Here is a 17,958-nt window from a genome sequence, read left to right as displayed (position 1 = left end):
GGGAGCCCTCGCCGACGCTCGGTCCCGGTCACCGTCGCGCTCGCCTCCGTCGGCCGAGAACCGGCGACCGGAGGGGGGCCGGGCCGCCGTTCGGCCCGTTCGGCGGCGCGGCGGTGCGGACGGACCTCACCCCTGGAAGAACGCGAGCATTCTCCGGGCGGCGTCCGGCGACATCAGCACTTCCTGCAGGTCCGCGGACATCCGGGCGGCAGCACCGGTGCGTTCGAACATCTCGCGTTCGTACTCCTCCACGGCGGCGGGGAAGTCGTCCGGCCGCCCGGCCAGCGCCAGGCCGAGCAGGGCGCCGTCGAGCAGGGCCATGTTGGCGCCCTCCCCCACCGGCGGCATCAGGTGCGCGGCGTCGCCGAGCAGCGTGACGCCGGGGGTCGACGGCCAGGTCAGGCCGACCGGGAGCGTGCTGATCGCCCGGGGCACGACCGTGTCGTCGCAGGCTTCGATCAGCGCGGTGAACCGCGGGTCCCAGCCGGGGAGCAGGTCGATCAGGCGCGCCCGGGCGGCGGCCGGGTCGTCGAACGGGATCCCGCTGGTGGCGAACCAGTCCTCGTCGGTGCCGTAGAAGCTGAGGCCGATGCGCACGCGGCCGTCGCCGTTGCGCTGCGCCGCCAGGGACCGTCCGCCGCCGAGCACCCAGTAGTTGCCGCGCCCGACCATCGCCGCGAGGTCGGGGTGGGTGCGGTCGATGTCGGGGATGCCGATCTCGACGACGTTCTGGCCCATGTGCGCCGGGCGGGCGTCGGTGAGCAGCGGGCGGACCCGGGACCAGGCACCGTCCGCGCCGACGAGCAGGCCGTACGGCGCGCTGCCGCCGTCGGCGAAGTGGAGCAGGCCGTTCTCGGCGGAGGCGAACGCGTGCCCCCAGCGCACCGTGCCCTCGGGCAGGGAGTCGAGGAGCAGGTCGCGCAGGTCGGCGCGGTCGACCTCGGGCCGGTCGAGCGGAGCGTCGTCGGGCGTGTCCTCCTGGAGCAGCAGGGTGCCGTCCGGTTCCAGAAGGCGCATGTCCTGGCCTTCGGCGCGGGCGATCGCGTGGAACCGGTCGATCAGACCGGCCTCGCGCAGCGCCCGCTGCCCGGAGTGGATGTCGAGCATGCCGCCCTGGCCGCGCGCGTCGCGTGACGCCTCGCGTTCGTACACGACGGCGCTCATGCCGTTCACGTGCAGTACGCGGGCGAGAGCCAGGCCGCCGAGTCCGGCTCCGACGATGGCGATGGTCATGGCCGCCTCCCCTTCGATACACCGTACGAGTCGATACAGTGTATCGATCACTGCGATGTAATGTGAGCGGCATGTTGGTGTGGGAGCGGCCGGAGCCGCCGAACCGACCCGTGCCGGCCCCGCTGGACCGGGAGCGGATCGTACGGGCGGCGATCGAGTCGGCCGACGCGGAAGGCCTGGAAGCGGTATCGCTCCGCAAGGTCGCCGGCGTGCTGGGCGTGGGGCCGATGCGGCTGTACGGCTACATCGCGTCCAAGGAGGAGCTGCTCGACCTCATGGTCGACGCGGTCCACGCCGAGATCCGGCCGGTCGGAGACGGCTGGCGGGACGTGCTGCGCTCCCTGGCCGAAGCCACCCGGCAGGCCGCCCACGAGCACGAATGGCTCGCCGATCTCCTCGGCGGCCGGCCGCAGCTCGGGCCGCACGCGCTGGCCACGGGAGAGACCGTGGTGGCCGCCCTGGGCGACGTGGACCTGGACGCCGTCATGCCGGTGGTCGCCTCGGTCAACGCGTACGTGATCGGCGCCGTACGCCGGGAGATCGCCGAGCGACGTGCCGAGCGGGCCACCGGGCTCGACGAGAAGCGCTGGCAGGCCTCCCTCGGCCCGTACCTGGAGCGGACCTTCGCCACCGGCCGTTTCCCCGCCCTGGCCGCGGTGGTGCGCGACGCCGCCCACCTGGACGCCGACGACACCTTCCGGATCGGCCTGGACTGCCTGCTCGACGGCATCGAAGCCCGCATCTCACGCTGACGGCCGCCCGAAGGACCGCACACCCGGCGTTCGTACGCGCAGTGGTCCGCGCCTGGACGGCGGGTCAGAGGACCGCCGCGCCGACTACGTTCAGCGCCTGACACCGACCTCGGGCAGGGCGCCACCCGTCCCGTTCAACGCCTGACGCCGGCCTCGGGCAGGGCGCCACCCGTCCCGTTCAACGCCTGACGCCGGCCTCGGGCAGGGGCGCCTCCCCGTCGTCGGCGGTGACGGGACAGGCGCCGGACGACCGCCGCCTCGCACGCACCGCCCGCCGTGTGGATCTTGTGCGGATCAATGGCAGGTCCTGCACCGACCGCCCGGCGCACGGCCCTTCACCGCCACTCCGGCGTCCGGGGATGCCCCACTCCTCCACCGCCCGATACACCTAAAACACCATCAACCACCGTCCGGAAGAGCTGCGTTGCCGATACATCGATCTCGGTTGCGTCGCACTCGGACGTTCTGGAAGCCTCCGTTCGACTTGTCCGGCACATGAGCAACGGAGGCAACTTCACATGCCCTCAAGGCGAATACGTCGCGCGTGGGTCACGGCGGCCGCCGCGGCCTCGCTCGCGTTCACCGGCCTCGCGGCCCCCGCGCAGGCCGAGAACGCCCCGCAGGACGCACCGGACTCCACGGTCCAGGAGCCCCTGGCCACCGAAGCCGCGTCCTCGCCGTTCGCGGCCACCGCCTGGACCTCGCCCGGTGGCGCGGCTTCGCCCGGTGACTTCACGATGTCGCCCGGCGCGCTGAACTCCGAGACCACCACGCGGGTCACGCGCCTGGACTCGGTGCTCCCCAAGTCGGGAGTGCAGAACCTTCTGGCGGGGGCGAACCGCACGGTGGATCCGTGGTGCTCCCGCGATCCCTTCGGCACCGCCGCGGATCCCGACATCAAGTACTGCCTCCAGAGCGACGACTCCACCTCCCGCGAGTGGGTGCCGCAGGGCTTCACCGGCGTCTCCGACGCCAAGGACAACGAGCTGTGGGGCGAGGCCGGGAACATCCAGCTGTTCGCCTCGTACGACGGTTGGGACCCGGGCCGTGAGACCGACCCGAACCCGGCGACCGGCGACTGCACCGCGGCCGAGCTGGCGGCGGACGACGCCTGCAACCAGAAGGGCGTCCGGATCACCTTCGTCCAGAGCCGGGCCAACCCCGCCACCGGCAGCCCCGAGATCAAGTACCGGCACGTCCTGCTGGGCTGGACGTACGTCAACTCGGCCGACCACGTCTCCTTCGACGGGCTGCACGCCGCCGAGTACCCGATCCAGAAGGGCGTCCACGCCGGCGGCATCGTCTGGTACGGCAACTACCTGTACGTCGCCGACACCCGCAACGGCCTGCGCGTCTTCGACATGCGCTACATCATGGACCTGGACCCGGACGGCATCCCGAGCACGCACGACGCGATGGGTTCCGACACGGACGGGGTGAAGACCACCGCCAACGTCGAGGACAAGACGAAGGTCGGCCGGCACGACAACGTCTGGTACAGCTTCGGCTACCGCTACGTCATGCCGCAGGTCGCCGCGTGGAAGTTCAAGGCGACGCAGAGCAATCCGGTGGGTTCCTACGCCTGCGTCTCCACGGGCGCCCCGAAGGCCTCGTACATCTCGCTCGACCGCGGCACCACCCCCGACCGGCTCCTCATGGGCGAGTACTGCCGTCCGGCAAGCGGCTACCCGTCCACCGGCCGCATCGCCTCCTTCCCCGTCGCCGCCCTGGAGGGACGCTCGGCCGACGTGACCGCCGAAGGCTGGGCCAACTACCTGCCGTTGACCAACGGCGGCGCGCAGGGCGCGGCAGCCGTCGGCGGCACGCTGTACGTCAACGAGTCGAAGGGCACCGACGAGCCCGGCAACCTCTGGCGCTACCGCTGGAGCAACGGCCAGTTGGTCCAGAACGGCCAGGCCGTCAAGACCGCCCGCGGCGCCGAGGACCTCTACGTCGAGCGCGGCACGGGCCGCCTGTGGTCCCTCTCCGAGCACCGTCCGGGCTCGGCGGCCGACTGCACCTCCACCCGTGACGCCTCCGACCCCGTGGGCACGGACTACTGCCAGCGGGTGCTCTACGGGCACAAGCTGAGCTGGCTCGACGGCCAGCCGTAGCGGCCGGGCCCTTCCTCCCGTACCCGGACGGAGCGCCGCTCCCTCCGGGTACGGGTACGGCCGAACGGGCGCTCCTAGGGGGTGTCTTGTCGATCGGGCCGGATCAGGGAGCGGCGTCCGGTGCCTGGGGCCTCCCCGGGCCCGCCAGGGCCGAGGGGACGGATCGCAAGGCGGAGGAGGGAGGCGACGCGGAGCGTCGTGGACCGACGACAACGCGGCGAGGCGCGGCACCAGACGCCGCGAGCCCGGCCTGATCGGCAAGACACCCCCTAGGACCGGCTCGCGGAGCCGCCGAGCGTGCGCACGGCCTCCACGATCAGGTCCCAGAAGCCGTCCGCGTCGACCTCCACGGCCACCTCGACGTCGGCGGGCCGGCCCGTCACCCCGTGCAGGTCGACCACCGTCGCGCCGCGTGTGTGCGTGCCGTTCAGCTCGACGGCCACGGCCGCCCGGGCCAGCTTGGCCAGTGACGGGTCGATCAGGTGGGCGACGGTGAGCGGATCGTGCAGCGGGGGCGCGTCGAAGCCGTACACCTCACGGTAGGTGGACGCGAAGTAGGTGAGCAGGTCCACGCAGAGCCCGCTCAGCGGGGTGCCGAGCGCGGCGATCCGGGCGACGACCTCGGCGGTGGCCCGCACCTGGTGGGTCGCGTTGAGGCCGAACATCGTCACCGGCAGACCGCTGCGGAAGACGATGTCCGCCGCCTCCGGATCGCACAGGACGTTGAACTCGGCCGCGGGCGTGGTGTTGCCGCGCTCCGTCGAGCCCCCCATGAGCACGATCCGCTCGATCCGCCCGGCGAGCTCGGGGTGGGCCAGCAGGAAGGCCGCGACGTTGGTCAGCGGCCCGGTCGGTACGAGCGTCACCGGCGCCGGATGGGCGAGCAGGGTGTCCCGGATGAGGGTGAGGGCGTCACGCGGGTCCCGCGGCACCTCCGGCTCGCCCTCCGCGAAGCCGGGCCCGTCCAGGCCGGAGTCACCGTGGATGTTCTCGGCGACCCTGCGCGGTCCGTGCAGCGGCCGGTCGCGTCCCGGCGCGATCGGCACCCCCCTGATCCCGGCCACCGAACAGACCCGCCGGGCGTTCAGCGTGGTCTTCTCCAGCGTCTGGTTCCCCGCGACCGTGGTGATCGCGAGCAGTTCGACGGCGGGGTGCGCGGCGGCGAGCAGGATGTTGAAGGCGTCGTCGTGACCGGGATCGCAGTCGAGAATCACGGGAACCGGCATGCCCCCACCGTCCCACACCCGGCCCTCCGGGCGAAGGACGCGGCTCCGGCCATCGGGCCGTCAGGCCGCCGGAGCCGTATCGTCCGCGAGGGCCGGGCGGCGGGCGTAGGTGAAGAGGTGTTCCTCGGGGGCCGCGCGGTCGTCGTCCGGGGCGAAGACCGACACGGCGTGGTGCAGCACGTCGAGGCCGCAGTCCTCCCGCTGGAGGCGTACGTACTCGTCCGCCGAGAAGCTGGAGACCTTGACCGTGCGCTCCATCCAGACGATCTCGACGTCCTCCACGTCCGCGGGCACGGTCGCCGTCACGAGGTAGCCGCCCGGAGCCAGCCAGCCGGCCATCCGCTTCAGGGTGGCGGCCGCCTCCGCCCGGCTCATCATCATCAGCGGGAAGAACGCGCACACCGCGTCGAAGCTGCCTTCCGGCGCTTCGAAGGCCCGCACGTCACACTGCTCGAAACGCGCCCCGGGCACCTGCGCACCCGCGAGCGCCACCATCTCACCGGACACGTCGATGCCGGTCACCCGGCACCCGGCACGCACGAGGAGCTCGGCCACCGGCCGCCCGGTGCCACTGCCGACGTCGAGCACTCTGGCCCCCTCCCCCAGCCGCGCGACGAGCCATTCCACCGCCGCCGCCTGCTCCGGCAACCGCACGAACGCCTGCTCGTACTCGATCCCCAACCCGTCGAACAGCTCCGCCGCCGACATCGTCCGCCCCTTCGCGCCGTCGTGTGCCATTCCGATCCCCTTCCGTCGTGGAGTGCGTGCGTACGTGGGGTTCGTACCACGAACCGGCGGCGCGCTTGGGGAGTTCGGGCCCACGCCGTGGGAAACACCGGCGCGTGCGCCCCGGCGCGTCCTCGCTCGTGAGTGCCACCGACCGAACAGACGTGGCTTTTCGTTTCTGCCGGCCCGTTCGAGTTCGGACCGGTGGGGAAGGCCACCTCGGGCGACCTCCTCATGTGGCCCGGGACGGGAACCGACATCCACACGGAGAAGGTCGACCACGCCGACACCCTGCTCACCTTTTCGGAGGTGGCGGTCTTCCGGAACGGGGCGCCCGTCGCCTCGGCGGGCATCGGCTTCCGGCTCACGGAGGTGTCGCCGGACACCTACTGCGCCGACTTCGAGCCGACGCCCGCCTCGCGCGCGCCGACTTCGAGCCGGCGCCCGCCTCGCGCGTCGAACTCGGCGGCTTCGAAGGCGGCTCGGTGCTGCGCGTCCGCTTCCCCTCGGACCTCGCACTCCCGTCCCGTACGACCGTCGACATCTGCCTCGTCCTCAAGGAACCCACCCTCGCCGTCGACTTCTCCGCCGAGATCTCCGGCGACATGGGCGTCGAGGGCTGTCTCGGCGTCATCGCCAAGAGCACCATGACCAACGCGGCGTTCCTCGGCGAGAAGGTCTTCGCGGGCGTCGCGCACAACGCCGACACCGGAGAGCACGAGCTGTACGTCACCAAGCCGTACCTCGAGAACGGCATGTTCGTCGTCCACTTCGGCAAGTCGTCGTGACCCACACCGCCCCGTCCGTGGTGCGGCGCGCTCGACGCCCGCCCTCCGTCACGGCGGCGCCGGAGGTCGTCGTCGCGGTCACGGCGGGCGCGTCGTAGGGAGGTCCCGCCGGGACCGCGGTGTCCGCGGGCCCCGGCGGGGCGACGTCAGCGTTTCCGTACGTGGAGGACGTGGGCGTCGAGAGGGAGCGGGCGGTGGCCGACGAGCGTGAGGCCGGCCGCCTCGAAGAGCCGGGCGTACTCGTCGGCCCGGCGCTCGCGGCCACCCGTGTTGCACAGCATGTGCAGGTCCCAGGCGGTCGCGAGGGAGGGCGTTGCGTCGGTGGGCAGCAGGCGTTCGACGACGAGGAGATCGGCGTGCGAGGGCATCGCACGCGACAGGTGGCCCAGGATCTCGCGGCACCGCTCGTCGTCCCAGTCGTGCAGGACCCGGGAGAGCAGGTACACGTCTCCGGCCGGTGGTACGTCGGCGAAGTCGCCGACCCGGTAGGCGCACCGGTCGCCGACCCCGGTGGAGTCGAGCCGGTCCCGGGCGGCGGCCACGACGTGCGGACGTTCCAGGATGATCCCGCGCAGCGGAGGATGGGCGGTCAGGATCCGCCCGAGGAGTTCGCCGGTGCCACCGGCGACGTCGATCACCGTGCGGGGCCCCGGGGCGGCCGCGGCCGCGGTGACCACGGGGTGCGAGGGCAGCGGGTCGAACATCCGGGAACTGGCGGCCATGGAGCGGTCGAAGGTGGCGGCGAGGCCGGGGTCATGGGCGAAGTGGACGAAGTGGTTCTCGCCGTAGAGGTGATCGAAGCCCGGCTCACCGGTCCGAACGGAGTGCTCCAGATGCGCGAACGACTGGTAGAACGGGCCGCCGTACATCTGCGCCAGGGGCCGCATCGAGCCGGCGGCGTCCTCGCGCAGGAGCCGGCCGAGGGCCGTCGGACGGAACCCGTCCTCGTCCTCGGTCACCACGCCCAGCATCGCGAGGTACCGCAGCAGCGTCCCCAGCGCCTCCGGGCTCGCCCCGACCTCGCGCGCCAGCTGTGGCGCGCTCAAGGGCACGTCCGGGCTCAGGGCCTCCGGCAGTCGCAAGGCGGCGCAGGTGGCGAGGGCCTGGGTGGTCCAGGCACCGGTCAGCAGCCTCAGGAGCGTTTCCGCCGCGCGGGATTCCGGGGCGGTCTCCGTGTCGGTCTCCGAGGCGGTTTCCAGGACCGTTCCCGGGGCGGTTTCCAGGACCGTTCCCGGGGCGGTTTCCAGGGCGGTGGCCTGGTCGGTTTCCAGGGCGGTGGCCTGGTCGGTTTCCGGGGCGGTGGCCTGGTCGGTTTCCGGGGCGCTCTCCGGGTCCCTTTCCGGGTTCGGCCGCTCGGCCAGGTGCTCGGCGAGCAGGTCGCGGTGGTCGCCGCTCGCGTACAGCTCCATGCGCCGGTAGTCGGTCTTCGTACCGGGAGGTGTCGCGAAGTAGAAGACGGTCCCGTCCTCGTGCGGGTTGTAGCCGCCTCCGTCGGCGACCGCCCCGTGCCGGGCGAGGCACGCGCGGAGCCCGCGCAGCACGAGGGGATCGGGCCGGTCCACGTCGAAGGCCAGGTGGGCCTCGTGGTCGTGGTCGCGTTCGTGCACGGCGAGGGCGGACAGCGGGGAGGCGGGCGGCACGGTGAGGGCGAACACCTCGACGGCGCGGCGTTCCCCGGAGGGACCGTGCACGGCGGGCCGGAGAATCCTTACGTCAAGATCGGCGGCGTCGAGTCCGTGGCGCGCGGCGACCCGGTCGCGCACGACGACGCTGGGCCGCGACCCGACGTCGTCGGAAAGCCCGCACGCGGCGAGTCCGGCCCGCAGCCCAGGCGGGTCGGCAGGGAACACCAGCAGTGCGGCGTGGGCGAACCGGCACCGGTCCGCCACCGCTCGCAGCTCGGGACCGTCGAGGCCGGGGAGGACGCGGGACAGCAGGACGGAGGTCTCCTGGTCCCGGACGAACTCGGCGGTCGCGCGCAGGCGCCGGACGTCGTCGGGCGCGAGGCCGGTGGCCAGGGCAGGGGGGATCATCAGCGGGCATCCTCGGTGAAGGGGGAGGGGAACGGGCCCCGGCCGAGTGACCGGGATGTGGGAAGGCGTAGGCGGAAGTCGGGCGCCGACGTGGGGAACGGCCCCGGCCCGCGGACCGGGACCTCGCGGCGCGGGGCGGAGGTCAGATGCCGACGTACTGCTCGGCGAACCAGTCCTGGTGGGTACGGGACGTCCGCAGCGACTCCATGCGGGACCGGCGCATTCCCTCCTGGAACGGCGGTGCGCCGTGGAGAAGCCGGATCATCCAGTGGGAGAACTCCTGCGCTCGCCAGATGTGCGTCAGGCAGCGGTCCGAGTAGCGGGCGAGCGGCCCGGGGTCGCCGCGGTGGAGGTCGTCCGCGAAGGCCTCGGCGAGGAGTTCGGCCTCCAGGACGGCGAGGTTGGCGCCCTTCGCGGCGGCGGGGCTGATGAGGCCGCCCGCGTCACCGGCCAGGAAGAGGGATCCGTACCGGAGCGATGCGAGCACGTCCGACTCCAGGTCGACGACGGTCCGCTGGAGGATCCGCCCGCGACGCAGGGGGCCGTAGTCGGCGCTGCGCATCCGCAGGTCCAGCTCGTCCCAGATCCGCTCCTCGCTCCAGTCGCCGGCGGCGGTGCCGCGGTCGCACTGGAGGTAGTAGCGGGTGATGTCGGCGGTCCGGGCCATGTGCCCGGCGAAGCCGCGGGGGTGGGTCGCGTAACCGACGGCGTCGAGGCTGGGCGGCGCCTCGGCGAGAAGGCCCAGCCAGGACACCCCGTGGTCGCGGTGGTGCCGTACGGCCCCTTCCGGCAGCGAACCGCGCCCGGCGCCGTGGCGTCCGTCGCAGGCGGCGACGTACCTCGCACCCCACCGTACGGTCCGCCCGTCCGGCTCCCGTGTCGCCACCCACGGCCGGTCGCCGTCGGCACCGCCGACCTCCACCGCCTCGGTGTCGAAGTGGATCCGGCCGCCGGCGCCGACGTACGCGGCCAGCAGGTCGGCCACCAGCTCGTGCTGGGGGTAGACGGTGTGGGGTTCGCCGTTGCCGAGCCGCTGGTAGTCGAGCCGGAAGCGCCCGTCCTCGGTGCGGAACTCGCAGACGCCGTGCTCCCGTCCGCTGCGCCGCAGTCCCTCGTCCAGGCCGTGGCGCCGCAGCACCCGCACGGTGTGGGCGGCGAGGAAACCGGCCCGGGCCCGGTTCAGGACGTGATCGCGTCCCGTGCGTTCGAGGACGACGCAGTCGATCCCGCTCCGTAGTAAGAGGTTGCCCAGGACGAGCCCGGCGGGACCGGCCCCGAGGATGACGATGTCGGCCGACTCGCGGCCTTTCCCGATGTGTTGACTGTCTGTCACGAAAGTGGATCTTAAGCACGGTCAAGTGGGCCGCGCGTCAGACATCACCCGAATGCCACGTTCCACGAGAAAAGGATTCTCCACTCCGTGCCGGCGGGCACGGCGGGTGGGTCGCGGCGCGGCGCACGGCGCGGCGGCCGGGCGGGGGTAGGGTGCCGCCCGTGTCGGAGAACCAGCGCGACCTCGTCGGTTACGGCGCCGAGCCGCCGCGTGCGGACTGGCCCGGCGGAGCGAGGGTGGCCGTCAGTCTCGTGCTCAACTACGAGGAGGGCGGCGAACACAACGTCCTCGACGGGGACGTGGCGTCGGAGGGGTTCCTGCACGAGGTGGTCGGCGCGCCGCCGGTGACCGGCGGACGGGACCTGAACGTCGAGTCGATGTTCGCCTACGGCTCGCGGGCCGGGTTCTGGCGCGTTCACCGCACGGTCCGGGCGCACGGCGTGCCGCTCACGGTCCACGCCGTGGGACAGGCCCTCGAGCGCAATCCGGACGCGGCGCGCGCGATGGGCGCGGCGGGTTGGGAGGTGGCCGGGCACGGGTGGCGCTGGATCGACCACCGCGACGTTCCCGAGGACGTGGAGCGCGCCGACATCGCGCGTACGGCCGCGACGATCGAGCGGCTCGTCGGACGCCGGCCCGTCGGCTGGTACACGGGCCGGACGAGCCCGGCGACCCGGCGCCTCGTCGTCGGACAGGGCGGGTTCCTGTACGACTCCGACGACTACTCGGACGATCTGCCGTTCTACGTCGAAGTCGCCGGCCGGCCTCACCTCGTGGTGCCGTACAGCCTCGACGCGAACGACTTCAAGTTCCTGATCGTCCACGGGTTCACGACCGCGGACGACATGCTCGCTTACCTCGTCGACACCTTCGACACGTTGCACGCGGAGGGCGCGGGCGGCGCCGCCCGCATGATGAGCGTCGGCCTGCACTGCCGGATCATCGGCCGGCCCGGTCGCGTGCGCGCTCTCGACGGCTTCCTGGCGTACGTCGCGCAGCGCGGCGGGGCCTGGGTCGCCACCCGCGAGCAGATCGCCAGGCACTGGCTCGCCGCGCACCCGCCACCCTCCTGAACGCGCCCGCGCCTCCATCTGCCCGGCGGGCAGGTGGAGGCGCGGGTGGAGCGGGGTGCCGCCGGCGGTTCAGCGCACGGCGAGGGCGACGATCTGGGTGACCGCGTCGTCGGCGAAGTTGTCGTCGCTGACGAGGATCAGCGAGCGTTCACCGGTGGGCAGGTCCGGGCCCCACGTCATGCCTTCGGTGTTGTCGACGGTGGAGAGACCCAGGGTGTGGAAGTCCGCGACGAGCTTCTTGCGCATCGGGACGACGGGCCGTCCCGCCAGGGAGTCCATCGCCTGGACGTCGGTCGCGCCGCGGGTGGTGGCGTCGTACAGGCGGATCTTGTACCCCGATCCGGCGACCCAGGTGCGTTCGAGCACGAGGTAGCGGTCGGGGTCGTCGGGGAAGGCGAGGAGGGACGGGACTCCGGTGTCCGGGGCCCAGGGGCTGGTCGGGTCGGACTCGGCGAAGATCTTCTCGAGGGGGTACGCGAACTGCCCGAGCACCCGGCCGCCCCGGGTCTGCCGGGTGACCCGGACGAGCGCGCCGTGCTCCAGGTCCGGCACCGGACCGTCCTGGATCAGCGGGCCCTCGACCGCGCTGGTCACGATACGGCCCTGGGCGCCGAAGGTGATCGCCTCGATCGCCTGGTTCCGGCGCGGGCCGCGCTCCTCCATGGTGACCTCGTAGTTCGACGGCAGGCGGAACCGCCCGAGGTGGGCGCCGGTGGGGCCGGCGAACTGCACGGACGGCTGGATCACCGGTCCGGCGCCCACCGCCTTGGGCCGGTCGCCCTCCTGCGCCCACCAGTAGTGGCAGCTGCGCGGGTCGACGCGGATCTCCTCCGGGTCGACCGCCTTGCCGTCGGCGGCGGACGGCGACGGGTAGACCGAGCCGTCCTCCTGGAGGAACGGGTGGGTGCCGGTGAAGTCGACGGAGTGCACGCCGGCGGCGTCCACGTCCAGCTTGGCGGTGTAGAAGCGCGCGGGCTGCAGATACGAGCGGTCGTCGCTGATGAACACGTACTCGCCGGTGCACCGGTTGCGGTCGACGCCGGAGAAGCCGCCGACGGTGGTGCCCTGGAATTCGAGCTTGTACGGGACGATCTTCTCGCCCAGCAGACGGGCCTGCGCGGCCCGCTCCGACGGGCGGCCGCCCCCGTCGGGTGGGGCGGCGGCCGCCACCGCGGGGGCCAGCGTCGAGGTCAGGAGCAGGGCTACGGCGCACGCCCGGCGCGCCAGGGATGAGGTCATGCCGATGATCTTGCCTGTGAACGCCATGGCGCCGCAGTCACCCGACCGGGTATTCCTGGCGGCTTCTGACACATCATCACACCGCTCTCCCCGGCGTACGCGGGCACGTGTCCGCGGGCACCGGACGCGCCGCCCGGACGCCCGCCCCTGGAGAGTGAATGCACGCCGCGCGCCCGTACGACTCCGCGGCGGCCGCCCACGAGGGCGTCGCCATCACCCGGGAACTGCCGGCGGAGGACGCCTTCCCCGCGTCGCGCCAGGGCTTCGCGCGACGGATCGCCGCCGCCGAGTACCTCCCTGCCGCCGAGGCGGTGACCGACCCGTACTTCCGCTACGTCCAGGACGACATCCGCCTCGGCGACTACTGAGCGGGCCGGGCGGGCCCCGGGCCCGCCGGGGTCAGTGCTTCAGGAGGGCGCAGACGAAGTCCTCCTGGACGGCCCGCACCTTGGCCAGCAGCTCCGGCTTGACGGTCTTGCTGGTCTGGGTGGTGATCGAGAAGGTGATGGACCGCTCGCCGTCCGCGGTGGCGGCCGCGAACTGGGTGTAGCCGGGCGTGTTGCCGGTGTGCCCGTAGACCGTGCCGCACCGCGTCAGGTAGCGGAAGATCGCGAGCCCGCCGGAGTTGGCTCCGGGCCCGGCGGGCTCGGAGGCGGCGCCGGGGATGAAGGTGCGCTGCTGGTGGCGGGTCTCCTTCGACAGGTAGTCGGGTCCGCCGGCCCAGGCGCGGATGAAGCGGTTGAGGTCCTTCGGCGTGGAGACGATTCCACCGGAGGCCCACACGCCCGAGGCGCCGATGAGTTCGCTGATGTCCTCCGGCGGGGCGGGCGGGGTCACGTCGTAGCCGTGCAGGTACGGCCGCGGCATCCGGTAGCCCTGGGGCAGGCTGGTCTGCCGCAGGTCGAGGGGCCGGTACACGAGGTGGTCGAGGAGCCGCTCGTACGGCCGTCCCGTGGCCGCCTCGGCCATCAGCGCGACGGCGATGTTGTCGGAGTTCGAGTACGCGTACTGCGATCCCGGCGCGAAGTCCAGGTCCTTGTCGGCGATGAAGTCGAGCAGCCGGCGGGAGTCGAAGTGGTGTCTGGGGTCCTGCTGGAGGATGGCGATGAAGGCCGGGGCCCTGGAGTAGTCGGGCAGCCCGCTGGTGTGGTTGAGCAGCTGGCGGAGGGTCACCTGGTGCCAGGCTGCGGGCAGGTACGGCAGGCGCTCGCCGATGGTGTCGTCGAGGCCCAGCTTGTGCCGGTCCACCAGGCGCAGGGCGACCGCGCCGCTGAACGCCTTGGCGACGCTCGCGATCCGCATGTGGTCGGTCGCCTGCGGCGGGCGGCCGGTCGTCGTGTCGGCGACGCCGGCCCGGTACACCGTCGTCCGGTCGCCCCGCCGCAGCAGCGCGATCACCCCGGGTGGCCCGCCTGCCGTGCGGACCAGGTCGTCCAGCTGCTTCCGCAGTGCCTTGTCCGGGGGCGTCGGCGTGCCCGTGGCCTGTGCGGGCTGGACCAGGGCGGCGAGCGCGGCGGACGCGGCCAGGCCTGCGACGGACAGACGCAGACGCGCGCGCGGGCGGGTGCGGACTTCGGGGCGTGCCGACACGGGAACTCCTTCACGGTGAGGCCGGGCGGGAGGGACACCCGGCGCGGAGGATCCGCCTCAGCATCTGACGCGGCGTCGGGACCTGCGCGTCCGATGCGCCATCCGGCCCAGGACCGTGTGCCGGGCGGTGGACGCCCGGCCGGTCCGCGGGGGCCCTTGCTCCGTCCGGCGGCCGCTTCGTCCCCTTCGCGCACCGCGTGGTGGCGATGATCCATGTCACGGTCGTGGGACCTTCAGTAGGCCGCGGCGCAGCCCTTAGCGTGGCCGCAACGAGCCGGGCGCGACGCGGGTGGGTGCCTCCCTCAGGGCGGTGCGCACTCGGAGACGTACGGCGCCCCCCGTAGGGCTCATCACCGGCAGGGTGAAGGGATCACAATGTTCCGCAAGGTGCTGGTAGCGAACCGCGGGGAGATCGCGATTCGCGCGTTCCGCGCAGGCTACGAACTGGGGGCGCGCACGGTGGCCGTGTTCCCGCACGAGGACCGCAACTCTCTGCACCGGCTCAAGGCCGACGAAGCGTACGAGATCGGTGAGCCCGGGCATCCGGTGCGGGCCTACCTCTCCGTCGAGGAGGTCATCCGGGCGGCCCGTCTGGCGGGTGCCGACGCCGTCTACCCGGGTTACGGGTTCCTGTCGGAGAACCCGGAGCTCGCGCGCGCGTGCGAGGAGGCGGGCATCACGTTCGTGGGTCCGTCCGCGCAGACCCTGGAGCTGACCGGGAACAAGGCGCGTGCCGTGGCCGCCGCCCGCGAGGCGGGCGTGCCCGTGCTCGGTTCCTCGGCGCCGTCCACGGACGTGGACGAGCTGGTGGCGGCCGCCGAGGAGATCGGGTTCCCGGTGTTCGTCAAGGCCGTCGCCGGTGGCGGCGGCCGGGGCATGCGGCGGGTCGAGGACCCGGCCGCGCTGCGGGAGTCCATCGAGGCGGCGGCCCGCGAGGCGGAGTCCGCCTTCGGCGACGCGACCGTGTTCCTGGAGAAGGCCGTCGTCGACCCCCGGCACATCGAGGTGCAGATCCTCGCCGACGGCGAGGGCAACGTCATCCACCTGTTCGAGCGCGACTGCTCGCTCCAGCGCCGCCACCAGAAGGTGATCGAGCTCGCGCCCGCCCCGAACCTCGACCCGGCGGTGCGGCAGCGCATCTGCGACGACGCCGTGCGGTTCGCCCGCCGGATCGGCTACCGCAACGCGGGCACCGTGGAGTTCCTCCTCGACCCCGACGGCAACCACGTCTTCATCGAGATGAACCCGCGCATCCAGGTCGAGCACACGGTGACCGAGGAGGTCACCGACATCGACCTGGTGCAGTCGCAGCTGCGCATCGCCGCCGGCGAGACCCTGCTCGACCTCGGCCTCACCCAGGAGTCCGTCGTCCTGCGCGGCGCCGCCCTGCAGTGCCGGATCACCACCGAGGACCCGGCCAACGGCTTCCGCCCCGACACCGGCATGATCAGCGCGTACCGCTCCCCGGGGGGCTCGGGCATCCGGCTCGACGGCGGCACCACCCACGCCGGTACGGAGGTCAGCGCCCACTTCGACTCGATGCTGGTCAAGCTGACCTGCCGGGGCCGGGACTTCAGGACCGCCGTCGACCGGGCCCGGCGCGCGGTGGCCGAGTTCCGCATCCGCGGCGTGTCCACGAACATCCCCTTCCTCCAGGCCGTGCTCGACGACCCGGACTTCCAGGCGGGCCGCGTCACGACGGCGTTCATCGAGCGGCGGCCGCACCTGCTCACCGCACGCCACTCGGCCGACCGCGGCACGAAGCTGCTCACGTACCTCGCCGACGTCACCGTCAACAAGCCGCACGGTCCCCGGCCCGCGCTGATCTCCCCGGCCACGAAGCTGCCCCGGCTGCCCGCCGGCGAGCCGCGGGCCGGTTCCCGGCAGCGGCTGGCCTCGCTCGGTCCCGAGGGCTTCGCGCGGAGCCTGCGCGAGTCGCCCACGCTGGGCGTCACCGACACCACCTTCCGCGACGCCCACCAGTCGCTCCTGGCGACCCGGGTGCGGACGAAGGACCTGCTCGCCGTCGCCCCGGCGGTGGCGCACACCCTGCCTCAGCTGCTGTCCCTCGAATGCTGGGGCGGCGCCACCTACGACGTCGCGCTGCGCTTCCTGGCCGAGGACCCGTGGGAGCGGCTGGCCTCCCTGCGCGAGGCCGTGCCCAACATCTGCCTGCAGATGCTGCTGCGCGGCCGCAACACCGTCGGGTACACCCCCTACCCGACCGAGGTGACCGACGCCTTCGTGCAGGAGGCCGCGGCCACCGGCATCGACATCTTCCGGATCTTCGACGCGCTGAACGACGTCGACCGGATGCGGCCCGCCATCGACGCCGTACGGGAGACGGGCACGGCGGTCGCCGAGGTCGCGCTCTGCTACACGGCCGACCTCTCCGACCCGGCGGAGACGCTCTACACCCTCGACTACTACCTGCGGCTCGCCGAGAAGATCGTCGCCGCCGGGGCGCACGTCATCGCCGTCAAGGACATGGCCGGCCTGCTGCGCGCACCCGCCGCGGCGAAGCTGGTGTCGGCGCTGCGCCGGGAGTTCGAGCTGCCGGTCCACCTGCACACCCACGACACGGCGGGCGGCCAGCTCGCCACGTACCTCGCGGCGATCCAGGCCGGGGCGGACGCCGTGGACGGCGCGGTCGCGTCCATGGCGGGCACCACCTCCCAGCCGTCGCTGTCGGCGATCGTCGCCGCGACCGACCACTCCGAGCGGCCCACCGGCCTCGACCTCCAGGCGGTCGGCGACCTGGAGCCGTACTGGGAGAGCGTCCGCAGGATCTACGCGCCCTTCGAGGCGGGTCTCGACTCGCCGACGGGGCGCGTGTACCACCACGAGATCCCCGGCGGGCAGCTCTCCAACCTGCGCACGCAGGCCGTCGCGCTCGGCCTCGGCGACCGTTTCGAGGACGTCGAGTCGACGTACGCCGCCGCGGACCGGATGCTGGGCCGGCTCGTGAAGGTGACGCCCTCGTCCAAGGTGGTGGGCGACCTCGCGCTGCACCTCGTCGGTGCCGGTGTCGCACCCGAGGACTTCGAGGCGGCGCCGAACCGCTTCGACATCCCCGACTCGGTCGTCGGATTCCTGCACGGCGAGCTGGGCACCCCGCCCGGCGGCTGGCCGGAGCCGTTCCGCACCAAGGCCCTGGAGGGGCGCCCCGCACCCAAGCCGCCGCGCGACCTGACCGCTGAGGACCGCGAGGGCCTCGCCAAGGACCGGCGCGCCACGCTGAACCGCCTCCTCTTCCCCGGCCCGACGAAGGCGTTCGAGGCACACCGGCACGCGTACGGCGACACCAGCGTCCTCGACAGCAAGGACTTCTTCTACGGGCTCCGCCCCGGCAAGGAGTACAGCGTCGACTTCGGGCCCGGCGTGCGGCTGCTCATCGAGCTGGAGGCCATCGGCGAGGCCGACGAACGCGGCATGCGCACCGTCCTGTCCACCCTGAACGGCCAACTCCGGCCGATCCAGGTCCGCGACGAGGCGGCCGCCGCCGACCTCCCGGTGACCGAGAAGGCCGACCGGTCCGACCCGGGACACGTCGCCGCGCCGTTCGCCGGCGTGGTCACCCTGGCCGTCGCCGAGGGCGACGAGGTCGAGGCCGGTGCGACGGTGGCCACCATCGAGGCGATGAAGATGGAGGCGTCGATCACCGCCCCCCGGGGCGGGCGGGTGGCCCGCCTGGCCATCACGAGGATCCAGCAGGTGGAGGGCGGCGACCTCCTCGTCGAGATCGCGTGAGTCCGCGGTAGCCGGAGGGCGGCGGCCGGGGCACCCGACCGGGTGTCCCGGCCGCCGCCCCGTCGCGCGACCGGGCGGCGCCGGATCGTCCCCGCCGGCGC

The 17,958-nt window shown here is 73.0% G+C and carries 13 protein-coding genes; 6 read left to right on the top strand and 7 right to left on the bottom strand.

The window, feature by feature from the left end:
- Positions 1-126: 126 nt before the first annotated feature.
- Positions 127-1,233 (bottom strand): FAD-dependent oxidoreductase, encoded by a 1,107-nt coding sequence (locus OO54_RS15195; RefSeq protein WP_033203409.1) that lies wholly within the window; start codon positions 1,231-1,233, stop codon positions 127-129.
- 71 nt (positions 1,234-1,304) lie between these two features.
- Here OO54_RS15195 and OO54_RS15190 point away from each other — a divergent pair, with 71 nt between their 5' ends.
- Both OO54_RS15190 and OO54_RS15185 read left to right on the top strand, forming a co-directional pair.
- The gene (locus OO54_RS15190; protein WP_033203408.1) at positions 1,305-1,985 is read left to right on the top strand and encodes a TetR/AcrR family transcriptional regulator; all 681 of its coding nucleotides are present in this window, start codon (positions 1,305-1,307) and stop codon (positions 1,983-1,985) included.
- A 518-nt stretch (positions 1,986-2,503) separates the two neighbouring features.
- Positions 2,504-4,099: a hypothetical protein gene (locus OO54_RS15185; protein ID WP_033203406.1), complete on the top strand. Its 1,596-nt coding sequence runs from the start codon at positions 2,504-2,506 to the stop codon at positions 4,097-4,099.
- Between the two features lie 269 nt (positions 4,100-4,368).
- Here the strand turns inward: OO54_RS15185 and OO54_RS15180 are convergent, their stop codons facing one another.
- Both OO54_RS15180 and OO54_RS15175 read right to left on the bottom strand, forming a co-directional pair.
- A complete protein-coding gene (locus tag OO54_RS15180; RefSeq protein ID WP_033203404.1) occupies positions 4,369-5,325 on the bottom strand; it encodes a nucleoside hydrolase in 957 nt (318 codons plus the stop codon).
- Between the two features lie 60 nt (positions 5,326-5,385).
- Positions 5,386-6,063 carry a class I SAM-dependent methyltransferase gene (locus tag OO54_RS15175; RefSeq protein WP_033203402.1) on the bottom strand — a complete coding sequence of 226 codons (678 nt, stop codon included), beginning with the start codon at positions 6,061-6,063 and terminating at the stop codon, positions 5,386-5,388.
- Between the two features lie 473 nt (positions 6,064-6,536).
- Here OO54_RS15175 and OO54_RS15170 point away from each other — a divergent pair, with 473 nt between their 5' ends.
- Positions 6,537-6,839, top strand: coding sequence for a hypothetical protein (locus tag OO54_RS15170; RefSeq protein WP_033203400.1), 303 nt, complete (start codon positions 6,537-6,539; stop codon positions 6,837-6,839).
- Positions 6,840-6,985: 146 nt separating this feature from the next.
- Here OO54_RS15170 and OO54_RS15165 read toward each other — a convergent pair whose 3' ends face one another.
- Together OO54_RS15165 and OO54_RS15160 are read right to left on the bottom strand one after the other, a co-directional pair.
- Positions 6,986-8,872: a methyltransferase gene (locus OO54_RS15165; RefSeq protein WP_033203398.1), complete on the bottom strand. Its 1,887-nt coding sequence runs from the start codon at positions 8,870-8,872 to the stop codon at positions 6,986-6,988.
- A gap of 142 nt (positions 8,873-9,014) precedes the next feature.
- Positions 9,015-10,205 (bottom strand): 4-hydroxybenzoate 3-monooxygenase, encoded by a 1,191-nt coding sequence (locus OO54_RS15160; RefSeq protein ID WP_234439417.1) that lies wholly within the window; start codon positions 10,203-10,205, stop codon positions 9,015-9,017.
- A 161-nt stretch (positions 10,206-10,366) separates the two neighbouring features.
- Here OO54_RS15160 and puuE point away from each other — a divergent pair, with 161 nt between their 5' ends.
- Complete coding sequence (gene puuE / locus OO54_RS15155) at positions 10,367-11,278, top strand: allantoinase PuuE (RefSeq protein ID WP_033203396.1); 912 nt, start codon at positions 10,367-10,369, stop codon at positions 11,276-11,278.
- Positions 11,279-11,347: 69 nt separating this feature from the next.
- On the opposite strand, the gene OO54_RS15150 is transcribed toward puuE, so the two are convergent.
- Positions 11,348-12,517 (bottom strand): esterase-like activity of phytase family protein, encoded by a 1,170-nt coding sequence (locus OO54_RS15150; protein WP_033203509.1) that lies wholly within the window; start codon positions 12,515-12,517, stop codon positions 11,348-11,350.
- A 158-nt stretch (positions 12,518-12,675) separates the two neighbouring features.
- On the opposite strand from OO54_RS15150, the gene OO54_RS15145 reads away from it, so the two are divergent.
- Positions 12,676-12,885, top strand: coding sequence for a hypothetical protein (locus OO54_RS15145; RefSeq protein ID WP_033203395.1), 210 nt, complete (start codon positions 12,676-12,678; stop codon positions 12,883-12,885).
- Between the two features lie 31 nt (positions 12,886-12,916).
- On the opposite strand, the gene OO54_RS15140 is transcribed toward OO54_RS15145, so the two are convergent.
- Positions 12,917-14,107 (bottom strand): serine hydrolase domain-containing protein, encoded by a 1,191-nt coding sequence (locus tag OO54_RS15140; protein WP_033203394.1) that lies wholly within the window; start codon positions 14,105-14,107, stop codon positions 12,917-12,919.
- Positions 14,108-14,482: 375 nt separating this feature from the next.
- Here OO54_RS15140 and OO54_RS15135 point away from each other — a divergent pair, with 375 nt between their 5' ends.
- On the top strand, positions 14,483-17,857 hold the full coding sequence (locus OO54_RS15135; RefSeq protein ID WP_033203393.1) for a pyruvate carboxylase: 3,375 nt from the start codon (positions 14,483-14,485) through the stop codon (positions 17,855-17,857).
- Positions 17,858-17,958: the final 101 nt, after the last annotated feature.

It is taken from the genome of Streptomyces wedmorensis (genome assembly GCF_000716445.1).
GTDB lineage: Bacteria > Actinomycetota > Actinomycetes > Streptomycetales > Streptomycetaceae > Streptomyces > Streptomyces wedmorensis.
Note: the sequence above shows the minus strand (reverse complement) of the source record. Positions and strands in the feature narration are given on the sequence as shown.